Annotated in this window: 16 protein-coding genes; 10 read left to right on the top strand and 6 right to left on the bottom strand. The window is 41.8% G+C overall.

Annotated elements, in window-relative coordinates:
- Positions 1-56: 56 nt before the first annotated feature.
- Entirely contained in the window at positions 57-1,649 is a 1,593-nt protein-coding gene (locus N483_RS25140) for a polysaccharide deacetylase family protein (protein ID WP_023400296.1), read from the bottom strand.
- Positions 1,650-2,145: 496 nt separating this feature from the next.
- Here N483_RS25140 and N483_RS25145 point away from each other — a divergent pair, with 496 nt between their 5' ends.
- Together N483_RS25145 and N483_RS25150 are read left to right on the top strand one after the other, a co-directional pair.
- Complete coding sequence (locus N483_RS25145) at positions 2,146-4,020, top strand: DUF885 domain-containing protein (protein ID WP_023400297.1); 1,875 nt, start codon at positions 2,146-2,148, stop codon at positions 4,018-4,020.
- A 150-nt stretch (positions 4,021-4,170) separates the two neighbouring features.
- Positions 4,171-5,388 (top strand): serine hydrolase domain-containing protein, encoded by a 1,218-nt coding sequence (locus tag N483_RS25150; RefSeq protein ID WP_023400298.1) that lies wholly within the window; start codon positions 4,171-4,173, stop codon positions 5,386-5,388.
- 34 nt (positions 5,389-5,422) lie between these two features.
- Here N483_RS25150 and N483_RS25155 read toward each other — a convergent pair whose 3' ends face one another.
- Positions 5,423-7,015, bottom strand: coding sequence for an ABC-F family ATPase (locus N483_RS25155; RefSeq protein ID WP_023400299.1), 1,593 nt, complete (start codon positions 7,013-7,015; stop codon positions 5,423-5,425).
- A gap of 376 nt (positions 7,016-7,391) precedes the next feature.
- Between N483_RS25155 and N483_RS25160 the strand changes: the two genes are divergently transcribed.
- From N483_RS25160 to N483_RS25170, 3 genes are all read left to right on the top strand, one after another.
- Positions 7,392-9,233 (top strand): methyl-accepting chemotaxis protein, encoded by a 1,842-nt coding sequence (locus N483_RS25160; protein WP_172642417.1) that lies wholly within the window; start codon positions 7,392-7,394, stop codon positions 9,231-9,233.
- 9 nt (positions 9,234-9,242) lie between these two features.
- Positions 9,243-9,602 (top strand): hypothetical protein, encoded by a 360-nt coding sequence (locus N483_RS25165; protein WP_023400301.1) that lies wholly within the window; start codon positions 9,243-9,245, stop codon positions 9,600-9,602.
- A 322-nt stretch (positions 9,603-9,924) separates the two neighbouring features.
- A complete protein-coding gene (locus N483_RS25170) occupies positions 9,925-10,689 on the top strand; it encodes a class II glutamine amidotransferase (RefSeq protein ID WP_023400302.1) in 765 nt (254 codons plus the stop codon).
- 38 nt (positions 10,690-10,727) lie between these two features.
- Here N483_RS25170 and N483_RS25175 read toward each other — a convergent pair whose 3' ends face one another.
- Genes N483_RS25175 through purM form a run of 3 tightly spaced genes read right to left on the bottom strand, consistent with a single transcriptional unit; the run spans position 10,728 to position 13,133 of the window.
- The gene (locus N483_RS25175; RefSeq protein ID WP_023400303.1) at positions 10,728-11,489 is read right to left on the bottom strand and encodes a DUF3108 domain-containing protein; all 762 of its coding nucleotides are present in this window, start codon (positions 11,487-11,489) and stop codon (positions 10,728-10,730) included.
- Positions 11,437-12,081, bottom strand: a complete 645-nt coding sequence (gene purN, locus N483_RS25180) for a phosphoribosylglycinamide formyltransferase (protein WP_023400304.1) — start codon at positions 12,079-12,081, stop codon at positions 11,437-11,439. Before purN ends, N483_RS25175 begins: the two co-directional genes overlap by 53 nt.
- Positions 12,081-13,133, bottom strand: coding sequence for a phosphoribosylformylglycinamidine cyclo-ligase (gene purM, locus N483_RS25185; RefSeq protein ID WP_023400305.1), 1,053 nt, complete (start codon positions 13,131-13,133; stop codon positions 12,081-12,083). The genes purN and purM overlap by 1 nt, the downstream gene beginning before the upstream one ends.
- A gap of 352 nt (positions 13,134-13,485) precedes the next feature.
- Between purM and N483_RS25190 the strand changes: the two genes are divergently transcribed.
- The 3 genes from N483_RS25190 to N483_RS25200 all read left to right on the top strand — a co-directional run bounded on the left by N483_RS25190 (position 13,486) and on the right by N483_RS25200 (position 16,378).
- Positions 13,486-13,728, top strand: a complete 243-nt coding sequence (locus tag N483_RS25190) for a YdcH family protein (RefSeq protein ID WP_023400306.1) — start codon at positions 13,486-13,488, stop codon at positions 13,726-13,728.
- Between the two features lie 86 nt (positions 13,729-13,814).
- On the top strand, positions 13,815-15,419 hold the full coding sequence (locus N483_RS25195) for a putative bifunctional diguanylate cyclase/phosphodiesterase (RefSeq protein WP_231105493.1): 1,605 nt from the start codon (positions 13,815-13,817) through the stop codon (positions 15,417-15,419).
- 416 nt (positions 15,420-15,835) lie between these two features.
- The gene (locus N483_RS25200; RefSeq protein WP_172642420.1) at positions 15,836-16,378 is read left to right on the top strand and encodes an ABC transporter substrate-binding protein; all 543 of its coding nucleotides are present in this window, start codon (positions 15,836-15,838) and stop codon (positions 16,376-16,378) included.
- 13 nt (positions 16,379-16,391) lie between these two features.
- Here the strand turns inward: N483_RS25200 and N483_RS25205 are convergent, their stop codons facing one another.
- On the bottom strand, positions 16,392-17,201 hold the full coding sequence (locus tag N483_RS25205) for a DUF2989 domain-containing protein (RefSeq protein ID WP_023400309.1): 810 nt from the start codon (positions 17,199-17,201) through the stop codon (positions 16,392-16,394).
- 331 nt (positions 17,202-17,532) lie between these two features.
- Here N483_RS25205 and N483_RS25210 point away from each other — a divergent pair, with 331 nt between their 5' ends.
- Both N483_RS25210 and N483_RS25215 read left to right on the top strand, forming a co-directional pair.
- Complete coding sequence (locus N483_RS25210) at positions 17,533-18,975, top strand: glyceraldehyde-3-phosphate dehydrogenase (protein ID WP_023400310.1); 1,443 nt, start codon at positions 17,533-17,535, stop codon at positions 18,973-18,975.
- 182 nt (positions 18,976-19,157) lie between these two features.
- A complete protein-coding gene (locus N483_RS25215; RefSeq protein ID WP_023400311.1) occupies positions 19,158-20,285 on the top strand; it encodes a M14 family metallopeptidase in 1,128 nt (375 codons plus the stop codon).
- Positions 20,286-20,309: the final 24 nt, after the last annotated feature.

The following is a 20,309-nucleotide window of genomic DNA, read 5'->3' on the forward strand; positions in this document are numbered from 1 at the left end:
TAGATATAAAGTCATAAAAAGGCTGTACTTAGGTACAGCCTTTATTATTTGGTCACTTACTTTTTACTAAATTCAACAGTCAATGTTTGGTTCGCTGTCAAATTACTGAACGTGTACTGCTCTAGTGAACCTAGATTCACACCGTTGAGCGTAACACTTTTAACTTGAGCGCCAGCAGCTGCATTAAAGAAGAAGGTTTGATCTTTATTTGGTGCGATTAAGATGTCGCCAAATGTATCGCCAGTCGGTGTTACGCTACCTAAGTGAGAAACCTTGGTCGCTTGTTCTCTGGTAATGAGTTTCCAAGGGTCGTAGTCAGGAGAAAGTGCGCCAGGGATTGAGTCAGCGTACCACTTAGCTTCATAGTATTTGCCATCATGATAAACTTGGTCACCCTTTTGGTAGATGCTGCCTGGTGCATATGTCGGGCTTGCGCCAATGCTTTTAACTGTGACAACTTTTCCATCAGTCAGAGGTGTCGGGTTACGCATCCACTCAACGATATCTTTAAACGGCACGATGCGTACTACAGGTTGACCGTTAACTTTCAAACTGAGTGCATATTGAATGAATTCTTCAATTGCTTGTTGGCGCTCCAAATAAGTTGTCGCGCGTCCGCCTGTATCATACTCTGGCGCGTAGATATTGGCATGTGCGCCATATAATAAAGGAGAGCGATTACCTTCGAGTCTTAAATGCAAGTTGTGCTTTAAGATAGCAAGCACGTCATTTTTACTCATTGCGCTGCCAACCCACATATTTGTGTCAAATGCGACCATTTTACCGCCCTGCGGCTTTTCAAACACGTTTGATGGTAGCTGCCATAGACCAGGGAAGTTACCAACATCTGGTTTACCAACCCGCGTTGTCGGCGTACCATTATTCATGGTGTAAGGCCATGGATTGTTGGTGCCATTATATTGGCTGCCCCAACCTTCTTCTACACTAGTATCGTAGACAAAGTTACCTTTGATAAGAGCTGAAAACAATGCATTATTGTGATTCAAGTAAGGGGTTCTAAAGCCAATAATCTCACTAACTGGGATCCCAGGACCCGCGGCATCGTTTGCACCGTGCATGATCTCTGTAGCGTCATACGGCTTACTTAACCACGTTTGAGTAATGCCCAATTCCTGTGCCCACTGTGCTTCACTGAAGTTACCTGTATCTGGCCCACCATCTTTGTGGCTCCAAGTGTGATTGCCAATCTCGTGGCCGTCTAGCCAAGCATTTCTCCAAGCGTGTTTGACGCCCACTGCATCGTTAGCGGCAGCTTCTATATAAGAGGGTGTATTAAAGAACGTAAACCTGACTGGTGCACCGTCAAATGTCGCCGCATTATTTGAACCATTGTCGTTTTGCAATTGACGAGTAAGGTTAACTATCCAGTCCATACCGGCCTTAGAACCATTGTCGTCGAAACCAATCGAAATAAATAATGGCACTTGAACTGGTCTCAGTTGAGCAGGTGGCATTTGGCTCCAAGGTTGATTATCTGAGTAATCATAATTATTGGTTTGTGTAGTAGTCATTTTGGCATCAGCTGGTAACTCAACTGATTCAATTCCTGAGTCGTATACGCTTGCGTGTGCAATGGAAGATATACCGATGAATACGCCTAGTGACAGCGCTGACATTTTAAACTTCATGATCAATCCTTACTTAAAGTTTTTCATATTGGGATGAGGGTATTGTACACAAAAGAGCGCTAATTAAAGGTGGTGCAATAGAGCGTGAATTAGCACGGATAGTGCCTTTGATTAATGTGTTTTAAAATAATAAGTATAAAATACATGGCGTTGTGATTTTGTTGTTGTTTTTTAAATGAGTTGGATAAGCTTTCCTATATGTTGTGATTATTCATTATTATTGAATATGGAAGCGTGTCAAAAAACAAATTCGGTTGAACATGATCCAAGCGATGTAACCGCAATGAATAAATCGTTTTAAATTGCTAAATCGCAGTGGTAATTGTTGATTTGTCAGCTTACCCAGTTACCCGAATGAAAATAGAAAAAGCACTTCTGTAAGTGACTTATAAACTCGATTTATGTAGATTACTGTTGAATTTGAAATTACGCAGAATACAAGCGAACGTGGCTAAGTATTCCAACACACTACGATGACAACATTTGGGGATAAATAATGAGAAAGGTTAACGTGCTGGCAGCGGCTGTACTTTTTGCCATTACTGGGTGTGCGACAGAGTCCACATCGAATCAAGCAAATAGTGAAAACTTGGTTAAAGCGCAAAAGACAATAAGTCGAGTTGAAGTTGACACGGTCGTTGATAAATATACCAAAGCGTTTATTTCTCACCAGCCAGCTTTGGCAACATCATTGAAGCTTGAAAGTGAGGATTATGGCCGCTATGAAAATAGGCTACCCGACTATTCTGTTGCTGGCATGCAAGCGTTACAGATAGACATGACCCACGCGGCAGAGCAGCTCAAGCAGCTGCAATCTGCTCAGCTCAGTGACAAAGACAGGTTACATGTGCAAGTTAATGAGGTTATAGCACGGTATTATGCGGGCGACAGTGTGTTTTCTGCTGGATACATTGATACTTGGGGTGGGCATTTGCCTTATATCGTAAACCAGATATCTGGGCCTCTGATGGACGTGCCAAGCATATTGCAGAACCAGCATGAAATTAGCAACATATCTGATGCAAAAGCATATGTAGAGCGGTTAGCCGCATTTGCGATTATGGTAGATCAGGTCAACGAGAAAGTTGTCAGTGATGCAAAGCGCGGCATCATATTACCTAAGCCATTATTCCCAAATACTTTGTCTTATCTAAATGCATACACTGAACCAAAAGCAAATGAACATGTACTTGTGACTTCCTTCGCTACAAAGCTAGAAAACCTTGACGGTGTTAGTGACAGAGCAAAAGCCAGTTTAGTCGAAAGTGCCGCATCTGTGATGGCAATGCAGGTATACCCTGCATTTGGTCGTATCACCGCTAAAATGACTGAATTGGAAAAACAGGCCTCAGATAAGGTCGGTATTTGGGCACAACCTAATGGTGAAGCGTTTTATCAACATGCTATCACGTATCTAGCAGATTCAGATATGACGGCACAGCAGATCCATGAAGTGGGTCAAGCGGAAGTGAAGCGTATCACAAATCGCATGGATGAAATTTTAAAAGCGAATGGCTATACCAAGGGATCAGTAAGCGAGCGTATGAAGCAATTAAACGAAGAGCCGCGCTTTTTGTTTGCTGATAGCGATCAAGGTCGTCAGGAACTGCTGGACTTTTTAAAAGGTGAGATTGAAGTTATCAATGAAAAAGCACCACAATATTTTTCAACTCTGCCACCCCAAAAAGTAGAAGTTAAACGTATTCCAGTTGAGGTTGAGGCTGGCGCACCTGGTGGTTATTACTATGGCCCTTCTTTAGATGGCAGTCGCCCTGGTGTGTTTGCGATAAACCTCAAAGATATGAAAGCAGTGCCAAGCTTTGGTTTAAAAACATTGACATATCATGAAGCAGTACCTGGGCATCACTTCCAAATTGCGCTCAATATGTTGCAAACCGATATTGGCTTAATGCGCCAAAATGCGTCATTTAACGGCTATATCGAAGGGTGGGCGCTTTACTCTGAGTTACTTGCTTACGAAATGGGCATGTACGAAGGTGACCCATTTGGTGACTTAGGTCGATTACAAGCCGAAGCGTACCGAGCTGCCCGTCTTGTTGTAGATACAGGCTTACACTATAAAAAATGGACTCGCCAAGAGGCCATTGAGTATTTTGCAGAGGCAACAGGTTCTGCTATGAGCGATGTTGTCCCAGCAATTGATCGTTATATTGCATGGCCGGGTCAAGCTCTAGGTTATAAGTTGGGTATGTTGAAGTTTGAAGAGCTAAGAAAGGATGCGCAAAAAGCCTTGGGTAACAAATTTGATATGACTTCTTTTCATGACGAAATTTTGTTAAAAGGCGCACGTCCGCTGGCGCTGGTTGAACAAGATATTGCTCGCTGGGTTGAAAAGCGCAAAGCAATGTAAATTAGTAATGGCTATGAATAATGACAAGGGGCGGTATCGCCCCTTTTTTGTATTGTAAAAGAAAAGCGAGAGGTACAACTTGGTACATTTTTAAAAAAAGTTATACGTAATTTCGTAAGCAGGTTCCATATGCTGTAGGAAAATAACAATATGGATACCAATTCAATGATTTTTAGATTAAAAGAACGCCTTACCATAGCGATTGCAATATGCACCTTGAGCGCTTGTGGTGGAGGTAACAGTTCAAACATGCAAAAAGATGTACCAACATCCGCCCATCAAACTGCACTTAACTCTAAGGACAAAGCAAAGGTCGAGTTTAACTATCAAAAACTAATTGATGACCTCGTTTCAGATGAAATACATGGCATTATCTTGCATGTTTCTACACCCAATCGTACTTTCACAGGAAGCAGTGGTACTGCAAATTTAACCACACAAGCGACACTACAACCTGATGCTGTTTATCACCTCGCCAGTACAGGAAAAGTCTTCACTGCACTATTGGCTGTTCAATTGCACCAAGCGGGCATTCTAGACTTGGATGCGACAATAGACACGTGGTTATCACCAGAGATCATCGAGCAAATTGAGTATGGCACTGAGATCACCTTGAGGCAGTTATTAAATCATAGCAGTGGGGTTTACAACTACTCTGATCCACGAAGCAATGATGCGTATGTCGAATTTGTTCTGGCAAACTATGACAAAGGGATCACCAATCAGGATTTTGTTCAATTTGCACTCGGCCAACCAGCTTACTTTAAACCCGGCAAGGGGGCTGAATACTCTAATAGTAATTATGCTTTGGCAGGCATGATTTTAGATAGTGTATTAGGACATCCCAATGCGCATGCAATGCGAGATCAAATAATCGATAGATTAGAATTGGGCAATACGTTTTCGGTCGGTATTGAAAATCAATTTGGTGAGATTACCCCAGGGTATGAAAAGCAAAACGGCGAATATATTAATACGTGGCCTATTTTAAGCCATGTAACCTCCGCCTCAACGCCAGTAGCGTCAACCGTTACTGAATTATCGACGTTAATGGACAATATCTTTAACAATGAGCAGTGGTTGTCGAGCCAAGCGCGAGAAGATCTCATTGGTGATAAAAGTCGTGTTTCGGTATCTCCGGGCCTTGAATATGTTCTAGGTTTATGGAAGGAGGATATGCAAGGGTATACTGTTTATCACCACAATGGTGGTAACCATGGCTATGTGTCTAATAATTTATACATTCCTGAGCTAAATACCAGTGTGGTCTATTTTCTTAACTGTGGGCTCAATGATAAATGCTTAGATGCGTTTCAAACAATCGAGCGTGCGGTAATGGAGAGTATTTTGGCAAGGCCCAAGGTGTGATGAGATGCGCGGCGAGTATGCCGCGCAGGTTGTATTAGTCTTCGATACCTCTGAACTTTAAGAACTCACTATAGGTGCCTTTAAAGTCCGTGATTTTATTGTCTTTAATTTCAAGAATACGCGTAGCTAGAGAGTCAACGAAAACTCGGTCGTGAGAAACGAAAAATAGTGTGCCCTTGTACTGTTCAAGAGCTGTATTTAATGACTCAATCGACTCCATATCCATGTGGTTAGTCGGCTCATCCATTAACAATATGTTTGGCTTGTGCATCATTAACTTGCCGAGCAGCATACGACCTTGCTCACCACCAGAGAGGACTTTAACCGATTTCTTGATGCTGTCTTGAGAGAAAAGCATGCGGCCTAAGAAGCTACGCAATACTTGCTCATCATCACCTTCTTGTCGCCATTGTCCCATCCATTCCATCAGGTCCATATCTTTTTCGAAGTCTTCTGCGTGATCTTGAGCGTAATAACCGATATTACTGTTTTCTGACCACTTAAATGTGCCGTTTCTAGGAGTTAATTGACTGGCGAGGGTATTCAATAAAGTGGTTTTACCTACACCATTTTCACCGATTATCGCGACTCTTTCGCCCACTTCAAAAATACCACTGAAGTCATTGAACAAATCTTCCTCAAAGCCTTGTGATAAGCCCTCAACTTCCAGTGCATTTCTGAACAATTCTTTTGACTGCTCAAAGCGAATGAAGGGGTTCTGACGGCTCGACGCTTTGACTTGTTCCAATTGAATTTTGTCAATTTGCTTTGCTCGTGATGTCGCTTGTTTCGCTTTTGAGGCGTTGGCAGAGAATCGTGCAACGAAAGTTTGCAGTTCAGCAATTTGCGCTTTCTTTTTCGCGTTATCAGCGAGTAATCGCTCCCTTGCTTGCGAGGCTGCGGTCATGTATTCATCGTAATTACCCGGGTAAAGACGTAGCTCACCATAGTCTAAATCTGCCATATGTGTACAAACACTGTTCAAGAAGTGTCTGTCGTGGGAAATAATGATCATGGTGCAGTTGCGCTCGTTTAAGGTATGCTCTAGCCAGCGAATGGTGTCGATATCCAAGTTATTGGTTGGCTCATCTAGAAGCATAATATGCGGGTCAGCAAAGAGTACTTGGGCAAGAAGTACACGCAGTTTCCAGCCCGGAGCAACCTCGCTCATCAAGCCAAAGTGCTGTTCGGTAGGAATTCCTACAGCAAGGAGTAATTCGCCTGCTTTGGATTCCGCCATGTAGCCATCCATTTCGGCAAACTTAACTTCAAGGTCCGCAACGATCATACCTTCTTCTTCGCTCATTTCAGGTAATGAGTAAATACGGTCACGTTCTTGTTTTACTGCCCACAGTTCTTTGTAGCCCATGATAACAGTATCAATTACCGTATATTCTTCGTAGGCGAATTGATCCTGATTAAGTTTAGCGACACGCTCTTGCGGGTCGTAGCTGACGTTACCACCAGTAGGTTCTAACTCACCACTGAGGATTTTCATAAAGGTTGATTTACCACAGCCATTCGCCCCAATTAGGCCATAGCGATTACCTTCGCCAAATTTGACTGAGATATTTTCAAAAAGCGGCTTAGAGCCAAACTGTTGGGTGATATTCGCTGTAGAAATCAAAATTTAATACCTTAATAAATTAAAATCGGCGCAACGTTACCCGCTGCAGCGCTCAACTGCAAGTATTGATATGCAGAAAAATGAGAATTAAGTATATCAAATTACAACAACTCATGTGGTTATTAGAACTAAGACAATATTACAGTCAAATTCGCCAATTTGCGGATTGTTGACTATAAGTTTAACTACATAGACACAAAATGATTAACATCACATGCAATTAACCGTTTCGGCTCGTGTAATGAGTGGGTTTACGGCAGTTGTAGTTTTAGCTTGCATTATTTACATAGTAGCGCTGACAGGGAACATAACTATCGGTGGATCTGTTCAAAAGGTTTCTAAACAAAGTGTTCCAACATTAATATCGGGCAATAGCATGCTCCAGTCAGTCTTGCTGTCGAGGCTATCTTTGACGCAGCTAGATCAAGCGCCAACACTCAGTGCAATTAGCGCTATCCGCAATCAATACAATTTACAAAAACAAGCCAATGACCAAGCTTTAATGCAGTTATCAGAACTTACTGCATCTGAGCCTGATCTCAGCAGTCCTTTTGACAACTCCAAAAAACTCAATACTGTTTTTTTTCAGAGCGCCGATAGTGCCTTCGATAAAGCGGTTCAAGTGATCAAACTTAAAGAGCGTACAGCCGAGTTTGCCAGTGAGTTCACAGATATGGGGGATGAAACGCTCAGCTTGGCATATGACCTTGAAGGTATTTCGAATGACCAAAACATATCTGATGTAGTTAATGAACTGATAGAAAATGTTGAAAATTTAGTAGATGAGGTCAGTGGTGGTCTTGCTTCCAATATTACGTTCGAAATCATGAATGTAGCAAGCGTTGCCAAAGAGTCAATTTCGGACATGGAGCAGCAACTCGCTGCGCTAAAAAACGCTCCGGAACTTGCGAATTCGGAGGCGTTAAATTCAATGGAAGAGAATTTTTTTAAATTTAAACAATCTGTTGTCGGTTCCAATAGCGCATTGCAGTCAAGAATCAATACGCTAAATGAAAAAAAGCAGCTCAATAGCCTCGTTACAGAAGCTTCAGGTTCAGCAGGTGAGTTACAACTACAGCTAAGGGAGCTGAATGAGAAAATAGTCATGTTGACTGAAGATGCGCAACAAGAAGCTGAAGGAGCGATTGAAGAGAGTTTGCAAGTGACAACGGCATTGACGGTTGTCACTATCATATTGTCCATCGTGATAGCGTATTTTGTGATTAACAGTGTGCGCACGCCACTGCACCAGATTATCGATTCTATTAATCGAGCCGCACAGGGGGACTTAACCGTTCAGCTCAATAATTTTAAACAGGATGAGTTTGGTCGTTTGGCCGGTAATATCCAAAAGCTCATTGACACTTTAGCAAGTACGCTGAGGGAGGTAACAAGTAACACGCAATTACTCTCTTCAACGGCTGAACAAACCAATATGATTGCAGAACAAAGCTGTAGTAGTGCGTCGCAGCAAAGTGAGCAAATGAGCGCCATGAGCAGTTCTATTTCAGAAATGAAAGAAACAGTGAGTTCAGTGACTGACAGTATTCACAGCACATTAGAGCAGGTCCAGCAAGCAAGTAGTGAAGCTGCATCTGGAGAAGAGCTGTTAGTGACCAACGTACAAAACATCAAGGGGCTTGAATCTTCGATAGAGACCTCAGCAAATGCGATTAACCAATTGAGTAATGAGTTGGAAAATATAAACACAGTGCTGGCCGTGATCAGAAGCATTGCCGAGCAGACCAATTTACTTGCGTTGAATGCAGCCATTGAAGCAGCACGAGCTGGGGAGCAAGGTCGTGGATTTGCAGTGGTTGCCGACGAAGTGCGTACGCTTGCTAGTCGCTCTCAAGATGCAACGGAAGAAATCGAAAAAGCCATTACTGGATTACAAGATGGTGCAAAAGGTGCAGTCAATACCATGTCTAATTCTCAGCGAGAAACACACAATTGTGTGAGTGGTATAGAAGCTGTGCAAGGTACTTTAAGTGCAATTGTAAACAGTGTCGAAACCATCAAGGATATGAGCCAACAGATTGCAGCGGCATCCGAGCAGCAGAGCCTAGCTGCGGTGAGCCAATACGAGAATGTCCAACATATGCATGAAATTACAAACCTTAACTCAAATCATGCACAGGAAAATAAACAGGCTAGTCAGCAGTTGGCTGAAATGGCAGAGACACTCAGATTAATGATGAGCCAATTTAAAACTTAGGAGATGACGATGAAACTACTATTAGCAATTGGGGCCGTATCCTTAGTACTTAGTGCTATGCCCACTGAAGTTAAAGCTGGCACATGCGAAATTAAATATGTTAGAACGGCATGCCCAGGCAAGGAAAAAATTAGCTATAAAAAGTGTAAGGGGAAGCAGCGCTGTTCTAAATTTAAAGAGGCGACAAGTGCATCTGAATGTGGGGAAATGGCGGTTAAGTCATGTCGAAATAAGCGCCTGACAATTACCAAATCAAAAGTTATTAATGCATTATTTGATGGACAGGCGTTAAAGGCCAGTAATGGCAGTGAAGACTTTTGTACCGTGTATGCTAAAGCGTCGGAAGAGTTTAACAAGTGCGGCGGGTAGCAGTGTATTCCGTTATTAATAAAGGTTACTTTTAGGTATTTAACTGCGTAAATGCCTAAAGTACCATTCTTTGTCTTAATTGATAAGAATTTGCTGCGCAGCAGTCAATGTTGGTTGTGACCATCAATACATTGCCTATTTCAGAATTCCTTACCAATTAAGCGAGTAGCAGATTGTTTCACAGTAAAAAATTAGCCATAATCGACCTAGTTTAATTTTTTATTTAAGAGCAACCACATATTTGATTTAGTGGCTATGTGCAGTCATAGCCGAACATGTTGTTGAATGTTAGCTCATAAATATTTTTAAAAAAGGCCAGAGAATGTGTGAGCTACTCGGGATGTCAGCTAATGTGCCGACAGATATTTGTTTTAGTTTTTCAGGGTTATTGGAGCGAGGTGGGAATACAGGACCCCATAAAGATGGTTGGGGGATAACATTTTACGAAGGTAAGGGGTGTCGCACATTTAAAGATCCTGAACCAAGTTGTCAGTCTGAAATCGCAAAGTTGGTCAAAGCCTATCCAATCAAGAGTGTTTCTGTGATTAGCCACATTCGTCAAGGCAACCGCGGCCGAACATGTTTGGAGAATACACATCCCTTTACACGAGAGCTATGGGGAAGAGAGATCTCCTATGCGCATAATGGACAGCTATCGAATTATAAAGATTTGAAAACGCAGTACTATAAACCTGTCGGCAATACCGATAGCGAGCTTGCGTTTTGCTGGATTTTAGACAAAATCCGCGAAAAATATCCGAAGAAGCCCTCCAACATGGCCGCTGTATTTCGCTATGCCGCCAAGTTAGCTGATCAGTTGAGAGAAAAAGGCGTGTTTAATATGCTGCTGACAGACGGCGTGTTTGTTTTGGCATACTGCAGTAACAACTTACACTGGATCACGCGTAAAGCACCTTTTGGCAAAGCAACATTAATCGATGCGGATATGGTTGTTGATTTTCAAAAAGAAACCACGCCCAATGACATCGTAACTGTGATTGCTACTCGACCACTGACCAATGATGAAGAGTGGACGAAAATGGAACCTGGGCAGTCAGTGTTATTCAAATTGGGCGAGAAAGTATAAAACAGGTGCTGTTGCACCTGCTTTAATGCCTGCTTTATTTATTGCTTAACGGTTTGAGCCGTCATTTGAATTTGAAACTGCTCAACGCCGTCTTTTCCTTTTAGCATTTGCACCAGCATGTAGTCATATTTTGGCGCAAACCAAGCGATTGCATGGCGTTTGTTGCTGTCATAAAGGCGTTTTACTTTGATGGTTTTAACATTGCCAATAGGTAGTGTGATGGTTTCCTCTCCCACTACTTTAAAGTTATACATACGAACGTTGCCATTCTTATCTATGATTGGGTAGCTAAATTGGGTTTTGCCAGATTTCAGCTCATTGCGGAGCTGGTTTTGGTAGGATAGAACGTCTTGCCTTGACTCATCCCACTCGACTTTAAGTGGGTACTCCTGCTCTTTGGAAAACAGTTGCTTGTTCTCTCTATCAAATTTAATTTTGAAACTTTTGTCAGGACGCGTGCCTTCTCGGTTAAGGCTGTAGTGGAGTGGCTTAGTCTGGCCGTTTTCAAATTTAAACAAGCTTTGTTCAGTGCGTTTTTCTGTGAATATCATCCACTTCACATCGGTCTCATAGCTCAGCGCATAAGTATTGTCGGCAACCTGCATAAACTCTCTGGTTGCTTTGCCATGAATTTTTCCTTTTCGTAGTACATTATACTCGGCTGTGTATTCGGTGAGCGTAGAGGCATGAAGGGAAGAAGATAAAACAGCGCTTAAGCCAAATAGCAAAGCGCTGTGGATTTTTATTTTAGCTGTAATCGACGCCTTGCGCTGGAAGGGGTTGTTTATCAAAAACTGCATAGTCTGCTTCCATTGTTAGTCTGTGTTCACTGAACCACTTGACCACCAAAGGATAAATGACATGTTCTTGTTCATGTACCCGCTTAGCTAATGTCTCTGCTGTGTCATCAGGCAAAATGGTAACTTTTGCTTGGACAACAACAGGACCTCCGTCTAATTCTTCTGTTACGAAGTGAACACTAGCGCCATGGTACGCATCATTTGCGTCAATTGCTCTTTGGTGGGTGTTCAGCCCTTGGTACTTAGGCAACAAAGAAGGGTGAATGTTCAACATTTTCCCTTTAAATTTTTGCACTAAGCCAGGGGTTAGAATACGCATAAATCCAGCCAATACAACTAAATCTGGATTACAAGAGTCAATTAATTTTGCCAGTTGTTCATCATAAGCCTCGCGACTATCAAAGTTTTTGTGGCTTAAAAGGTGAGTGTTTATGTTCGCTTTTTCAGCTCTAACAAGCCCATAAGCGTCGTCTTTATTACTGATGACGGAAACAATTTCACCATTAATTTTACCAGCTTGGCAGTGGTCAATAATTGCTTGTAAATTAGAGCCACTACCAGAGATCAATACAACGATCCGAGTGGGTGCCATTACTCGGCACCACCTAGGATTTCAACTTGCTCTTCGCCGTCAACTGCATTTTGGATTTCACCAATGTGCCATGCATTTTCGCCTTGTGCCGTTAAGATTTCTAGGCTTTGCGCTAACTTCTCAGCAGGTACGACCAAGATCATACCAACACCGCAGTTGAATGTACGATACATCTCGTGAGTGCTGATGTTACCGTTTTCTTGTAGCCAGTTAAAAATGGCTGGCCATTCCCAGCTATCGCCTTTAACCACTGCTTTTGCAGATTCAGGTAGTACGCGCGGGATATTTTCCCAGAAACCGCCACCTGTGATGTGTGAAAGTGCATGAACGTCAACGTCTTTCAAAAGCTCTAGAATTGGCTTAACGTAAATGCGAGTAGGCTCAAGTAAATGTTCGCCTAGGGGTTTACCCGCATACTCTTCATTTGTATCAGCACCTGATACTTCTAATACTTTACGGATTAATGAGTAGCCGTTTGAGTGAGGGCCACTTGAAGCAAGTGCGATTAGTTGGTCGCCAGCTTTAACTTTAGTCCCGTCGATGATCTTAGATTTTTCAACAACACCAGTACAGAAACCAGCCATGTCATAATCATCACCTTCATACATACCAGGCATTTCAGCTGTTTCACCACCGATTAAAGCACAGCCAGAAAGCTCGCAGCCCTTACCAATACCGCTAACTACGTCAGCAGCAGTATCTACATCCAGCTTGCCTGTCGCGTAGTAATCTAGGAAGAAAAGCGGTTCAGCGCCTTGTACAATAAGATCGTTAACACACATTGCGACTAGATCGATACCAACCGTGTCGTGTTTTTTCAGATCAATGGCCAAACGAAGCTTAGTACCAACACCGTCAGTACCGGCAACTAGCACAGGCTCTTTGTAACCTGTTGGAAGTTCACATAGTGCACCAAAACCACCAATGCCACCCATTACTTCTGGACGACGAGTTTTTTTCACTACGCCTTTAATGCGTTCAACCAATGCGTTACCCGCATCAATATCAACGCCTGCGTCTTTGTAGCTCAGAGACTGTTTTTGTTCGCTCACAGGTTTTCCTCAAAATAACAGTATAGATTTGCTTAGAAACGCGCACATTTTACAACAATTGCGCCCAAGCGGCTAGTTGAAATAAGAGGTCAGAGCAACACAGTGTGCGTTACGACTTAGAGCACGATGTTTAATCATGATTTTCAGTATGTTGAGAAGCGTGCAATTTGCGTTAGATCAAGACTCTATACGGATATCCGCTTAGTATTTGAATTGTCGGGAGTGGGCTTGCCAGGCTGAGCACAACACCGCAAATAGTTAGTGACTGAGTAGGTAAGGACATATTGGTTCAAGTAGCGCTGTGAGATTTCAATTCAGCACCTTCAATATTTCAATAAAGCAGGAACTCAATATGTGTAAGAAAACTTGTAATTTAATCAAAGAACTACCAGAGTTTAGGCTCAAAATCGCTGAATTAGAGCTCACAGACAAAGAGTTTGCCAAACTGCTAGCTGATTACTGTGCGCTCGAACAGCAAATTACAGCGATGGAACAAAATACTGTCGCCGATTTTGAGTTGCATATAAAAGACTTAAAAACGCGATGCATAACGATAAAAGACCGGCTATATATTCGGCTTAAACACGCTCCATGAGCAAAGGCGTTATGCAAGTGCAAGTGTCCAGCAGAGTACGAATATTAAACTATAATAAAGTCAGGTTTTGTTCACAGGCGCTCTTTTTGGAAACTATTAGCCTTTGCTTAATATTGATGGGGCTGTCTTTTTTGTTGCTTTCAGTAAAGCCCGCAATAGAAATATGTCGCATTGCACAGTCTAAAGGATGGTGGTTGCTGCTTGCACTTATTTGCTTTTTTACTTTAGGTTATGCAAGCTTTGCGGCCTATGTTTACTTGAGCGTAGACAGTTCGCGAGTGGTTTTAGCCCTATCTGTGATTCTTGCCCTGGGTGGACTGTTTGTTATTGTGGTGGTCAATTTGGGCAAGGTAAGTTTAATGCGACTACAAGCAGCCCTTGATCTGGAAAAGTATAACGCCCAACATGACCACCTCACCAAACTACAAAACCGCGCACGATGCTTTGAGTGTATAGAGCTGAGAAAAAAGCATTGTGATGCCTTTGCTGTTGTGATTTTCGATTTGTATAACTTGAAACAGATCAACGAGGCGATGGGGCATTACTTTGGCGACCAGTTGCTGGTGGCATTTTCACAAGCTATCTCAAGCAGTCTATTACCAGGTAGCGAGCTGTTTCGAATCGGTGGTGATGAATTTGTGGTTGTCAGTGAAGCGCGCAATGAGCCTGCGCTTTTTGCTCAAAACAACGCCATATTAAGTGCTCTACACAATGGACTTGTCGTAGAGCATACCGCGGTGGATGTGACATATAGCTCCGGTGCAATCTTAAATATTGTAAGCGAAGATATATCTGCTTCTGAGCTTTTAAAGCGAGCAGATATTGCAATGTATGCGGCTAAAAGAAGTAAACAAAGCTTAGTCTTGTTCGATAAAACCTTGCATCAAGGGGTGGTTTCTGAATTTCACATGCTCAACGACTTTAAAGGGGCACTAGCGCGAGGAGACCTGACTGTTTTCTACCAGCCAATTGTTGATGCGCAAAACTCCACAGTGCATGGTGTAGAGGCTTTAGTCAGATGGCCATCTGAGGATGGCGAGTATATTTTGCCAGAGCGCTTTATTCCAATAGCTGAAAAGAACAACATGATAAAATATCTCAGTGCGTATGTGATAAACACAGTATTTAGCGATATTGAGTTACTTCTGAAATTAAATGATAAGTTGACGGTACATATAAATTTATCCTGCCAGGATCTATTGGGAAAAAATCTAATTAATGTCTTGAATACACAGCTCAATAGCAAAAATGTAGATCCGAAAAGGATCATATTTGAGTTAACGGAAAGTATGGTGATGACAGACGTTGAACAAACCAAAACATTGATCGAGCATCTCATTGATATGGGATTTTCGGTGAGCATAGATGATTTTGGAACCGGCTTCTCATCGTTTTCAATTCTTAAAGAGTTGCCGATTTCACAGATCAAAATAGATAAATCTTTTGTCACCCAATGTTTATCTCAGGATAAAGACCGTGCCATCATTGAAACAACACTTTTTTTAGCGAAACGACTGGGCTGTTCAGTGGTTGCCGAAGGGGTTGAGAATGATGAAACATCTCAGTATCTGGCCAATCAGGGATGTAAATATATTCAAGGCTACAATATCAGTGAACCTTTATCACTGGGTGAAATTCAGCGATGGATTTCCAGCAATGGTTTGGTTCAGACCGCGTTAAGGAAGTATTAAGGTTAGAAGCTGTATCCTCTCGCCCCTTTTTTGCATATTGAAACATTACAAAACTTTGCAAGCGTAACAATTGTCCCTGAAACCAGTATGTTAAGTTTTTAGTCAATAAAATCAATGTACAAAATCTACGGTATAGAACTTTTTGCATATAAAGCAGTGGTCGTGAACGTAAAACAGGTATTGTGCGGTCCATTCTGTTGGGAAGAATGTATCATTCTGTAAAATCCCATACAATTTTTGACAACTTTTGAGATCATAAAACCGTAATATACGCACTAGGTTATTCAGGCCAATAGGTGCGGTAATTGAATAAATTAACCAGCTCTCACATTTGAGCCGTGTGAAGCGTAAACTTTTTAGAGGAATTAAAATTGAAAAAAGTCATCAGCTTTTTATTTCTACTTGTTTGCTCAACGATGGCTGTAGCCAATGAGACACCTTATCAGCTAATCAATCAAGTAGGTGAGGGGCTCTTTGCTGACATAAAAAAAGTCAATGCAGGAGGAAAGGCAACATCAAAGGAAATGCGTAGTATCGTTAAAGAACGATTAATGCCACATATCGACACGCGGTTTGTGTCGAGAAAGTTATTGGGAAAGCATATTAAGGGGCTTAAACGCCAAGAAGCCATTGAATTTATCAATGCGGTAACACATTACCTTGAAGTTACGTATGCAAGTGCCCTTATGCAATATAAAGGACAAGAGGTTGTTTTTGAGCAAGCGCCAGCACCAAAAGACAGTAAGTATGCTACGGTGAAAGCGGTGATCAAAGAAAGCGCAGGGCCTGATATTGATTTGCACTTTAAATTTCGCAAAGGAAAAGATGGCAAATGGAAGGTATATGACCTTGTTGCAGAGGGGATATCTCTTCTGAGCGCGAAACAAAAAGAAATCGTTACGCGCATTTCTCAAGTCGGCCTTGCACAGGTCACATCTGAACTAAATAAAAAAGTTTAAAGCTTTTGTTTAGTTAGCCACGAGGAGATAGAAACTTGCCTGTTTCTATTTCTTCTCGGGTTTTCAGCGCCAATTGCTCCAGCACACCGATACTCTTACCCCGTGAAGTCAGTTCATGCTCTATATCAATAATGTCAATCTCTTCAAACCCAGAGAGCTGAGCAATTCTTGCAAATGTATAGGCATGTTTATATTTCTTTTGTTTGTAGAAAATACTAACCAGCGCTTTGTAAACCTCTAAATCTGGTGTCTGGCCAGCTTGGTTTAACTCCAGAACTCGATACAGAAAGTCGATTGTTTTGTCATCATCAAACTTCGCATAATAGGTTGCTAAGAACATCTGAATTTCTTGGCTTTCTCGCACATACGGTTCATCTTCTTGGCGCAACAGTTTATTCATGGCAAATTGGCTGTTGTTTCTTGACCAGTGATAGTAAAGCAACCCTGGGTGAGAAGTTTGTTTGGTATCCTGATAGATGCGATTCATTTCTTTAAGGCTGGTTAAGTGACCTTCAACGCGAGATGTTGTTTTCTCTTTTAGTTTGATGTGCTCAATTTGGGCTGCCAGTGATACACATGCATTATATGTCTCTAGCTGCTTTAACAGTTGATACTTATTTTCGTCAGTTGGGTCTTTGTACTCTATGTAGCGGCCTATGATTAATGATGCTCTTTCCTCTTTACAGTGACTGTCTTTATTTAAATCATTGCAAAAACCTGGAGTTTCTTCACATACCTTTGCTAATGTCAACGGTTCTTCACACCCACTAAGAAAGGTCAGAAAAGAAGCGCCAGCGACAGCAAGCATCCACCTATTAGCCATTGTTTATCCTACGTAATCTTCAATCGGGCACAACATAACACTTTTGCACCTTACGAAACAGCTTAAACGAGTTGAAGTGCAGCAAGTTTAGTTCTACAGCCGCAGTATTTACTACTAATTACTTAGTTTAGTCGCATGTCAAAAATAATAAATACGCATATTTTCTCCAATATGAAGAAAAAATAAGACATTTTTCTGTGTATTGGTCGTTCCTTTTACGAAAACAAACGGAAATATATGGGTAAGAGTGGAGAATAATTGCAGATTAAATTAGAATGGCGGTGCCCAATAGGGCTATCCGTTCAAAAAAATTGTTTATTAGGCAGAAAAAATGACCTTATCTCACGAGCAAGAATATCAAAATAGCTGGCAAGAGCGCCAAGATTACGCTGAAAATATGCAACCGATCATTGGTCGTTTGTACCGTAACTTGGGTGTTGAAATTGCTGTTTATGGTCGTCCACTTGTAAACACAAGTACTATTGACGTTATCAAAGCACATAAAACAGTAGCACGTTTTGAAGAGACTAAATTGCGTCTTCGTGAAAGCTTCCCTTTCCTAGAAGCTATCAGCAAAATGGAGCTTGCACCTGGTCGTATCGATTTAGGTAAGTTAGCTTATGCATACATCTACAAAAATGCAGGTGAAGGCCGCTCTATCGAAGAGTACTTAAATAGTGAGCTTGCTGACTTATTAAATAAAGGCACAGGCCCTGAACCTCGCGATGTTGTACTATATGGTTTTGGTCGTATTGGACGTTTATTAGCGCGCCTGCTTATCGAGCGCGGCGGCTCTCACGCTGATTTACGTTTACGTGCAATCGTTGTACGTGGTGGCCGTGATGGTGACCTTGAAAAACGTGCAAGTTTACTACGTCGTGACTCTATCCACGGTCCATTCGATGGCTCAATTACTGTTGACCACGAAAAGGGTGCGATTAAAGCAAACGGTAACTACATCCAAGTTATCTACGCTAATTCACCAGAAGAAGTAGATTACACTAAGTACGGCATCGAGAATGCACTTGTTGTTGATAACACAGGTGTATGGAAAGATGAAGATGGTTTGGGCAAACACCTTGCTTCAAAAGGTGCTTCAAAAGTATTACTTACAGCACCAGCAAAAGGCGACATCAAAAACATCGTATATGGTGTTAACAATGTTGATATTCTTAATGAAGATAAGATTGTTTCTGCGGCAAGTTGTACAACTAACGCGATTACACCTGTACTAAAAGCGCTTAATGATAAGTTTGGTATTAAGAATGGTCACGTTGAAACTGTTCACTCATACACAAATGACCAAAACTTAATTGATAACTACCACAAAGCAGAGCGTCGTGGTCGCAGTGCGGCACTGAACATGGTTATCACTTCAACTGGTGCGGCAAAAGCGGTAGCAAAAGCTCTACCAGAGCTTGCTGGTAAACTAACAGGCAACGCAATCCGTGTTCCTACGCCAAATGTATCGATGGCGATTTTAAACCTGAATCTAAATGCAGAGACGACAGCAGAAGAGCTGAATGAGTTCTTACGTGAAACATCTCTGTACTCAGATCTTCGTGACCAAATCGACTACACAGCATCAACAGAAATCGTATCTACTGACTTAGTTGGTAGCCGCTATGCAGGTGTTGTTGATTCTCAAGCAACAATTGTAGATGGCGATCGTGTTGTACTATACGTTTGGTACGATAATGAGTTTGGTTACAGCTGTCAGGTAGTACGTGTAATGCGTGACATGGCGGAAGTAGCTTTCCCAAGTCTGCCATAATTTCGCTTTGACGATGAAAAAAGCCAGCAATTGCTGGCTTTTTTAGTTTTTGATTGGCGTTATGTATGATAGGCTTTTCCATGTTTTTAGCTACATCTGGCTAACATGGATAACAATTCATTCTTTAGCAAAGAAAACGCAATATTACGGCAAGAATGATTGCCAATAAATTTAGGGTATATATGAGAATCTCCAGTAATTTTGACAGCGGAAATATCAAGGTCATTTCGGCGCAGCAGCCTCGTGATATTCAGCTTGAAATCAACAAAGACAATAACTCAGACTTTTTTCAATGGTTTCACTTCCGTCTAGAGTCAACTCCTTTTGTAGAACATAAATTACACATCAATAATTTAAAGGCATCTGCTTACCCTGAAGGATGGGATGACTACCATGCTGTTGCTTCATACGATAGACAAAATTGGTTCAGAGTGCCTTCAGAGTACAAAGATGGTCAGTTGGTTATCGACTTTGAGCCTGAATATAGCCATACATTTTTTGCTTATTTCGCGCCGTACAGTTATGAGCGCCATTTGGATTTACTTTATTGGGCACAAAGCCACGATGCATGCCAAATAGAAACTTTGGGTGAAACTATCGATGGTAGAGATATCAGCTTGCTTGTTATTGGTGAGCCAAGTGAAACCAAAAAGAAAATTTGGATCACTGCGCGTCAACATCCAGGTGAAACCATGGCGGAATGGTTTGTCGAAGGTTTATTGCATAAATTGCTAGATGATGAAGACCCTCATGCGGCAGCATTGTTATCTAAGGCGGTTTTTTACATTGTGCCTAATATGAATCCGGATGGCAGTGTTCGTGGTCATTTAAGAACAAATGCCAATGGCGTTAACCTCAACCGAGAGTGGCAGACTCCAAGTATTGAAAATTCTCCAGAAGTTTATTACGTACTTGAAAAAATGCGTGCGGTTGGTCTAGACATGTATTTGGATATTCACGGTGATGAAGCTCTTCCATACAACTTTGTCGCGGGCAGTGAAGGTATTCCAAGTTATGATGCACGCCTTGAAAGTCTAGAGAGTCAGTTTAAAGATGCATTATTGACTATCACACCTGATTTTCAAGATGTCTACGGTTATCCTAAAGATGAGCCGGGACAAGCAAATCTAACCGTTGCTTCTTGTGCAGTTGGTGAAGAATTTAAAGCACTTTCATACACCATCGAAATGCCGTTTAAAGACAATGCGGATCTGCCCGATCCACATTATGGCTGGTCTGACAAACGCTCTTACCAGTTTGGACAGGATACGTTATCAGCAATCGTAAAAGTTGTAGATAACTTACGATAATAAGTAATTAAGGCAGCCTTTGAG

Source organism: Pseudoalteromonas luteoviolacea NCIMB 1944, from assembly GCF_001625565.1.
Lineage (GTDB): Bacteria > Pseudomonadota > Gammaproteobacteria > Enterobacterales > Alteromonadaceae > Pseudoalteromonas > Pseudoalteromonas luteoviolacea_F.